The 252-nt window shown below is 42.1% G+C and carries 1 protein-coding gene; it reads left to right on the forward strand.

The window, feature by feature from the left end; genetic code table 11:
* The coding region (locus FC45_RS07565) for a mucin-binding protein (protein WP_155517718.1) at positions 1 to 252 on the forward strand (252 nt) is incomplete at both ends.

The following is a 252-nucleotide window of genomic DNA, read 5'->3' on the forward strand; positions in this document are numbered from 1 at the left end:
ACTAGAACTGCAACAGTTGACGAAGTAACTGGCAAAGTAACTTACACTGATTGGACTACAACAGACAAGTGGGCTTCATACACTGCAACTACCAAGCCTGGTTACACACCAAGCCAAAAGAGCGTTGATGAATCAACACCAGCAGTTGATGATAAAGACCAAACAGTAACTATTACCTACACGGCCAACCCAACTAATACTAATGTTGTCTTCGTTGATGATAACGAGAACGGCAAGACTGTTAAGTCAGTA

Source organism: Lactobacillus jensenii DSM 20557, assembly GCF_001436455.1.
In the GTDB taxonomy this organism is placed as follows: Bacteria; Bacillota; Bacilli; order Lactobacillales; family Lactobacillaceae; genus Lactobacillus; species Lactobacillus jensenii.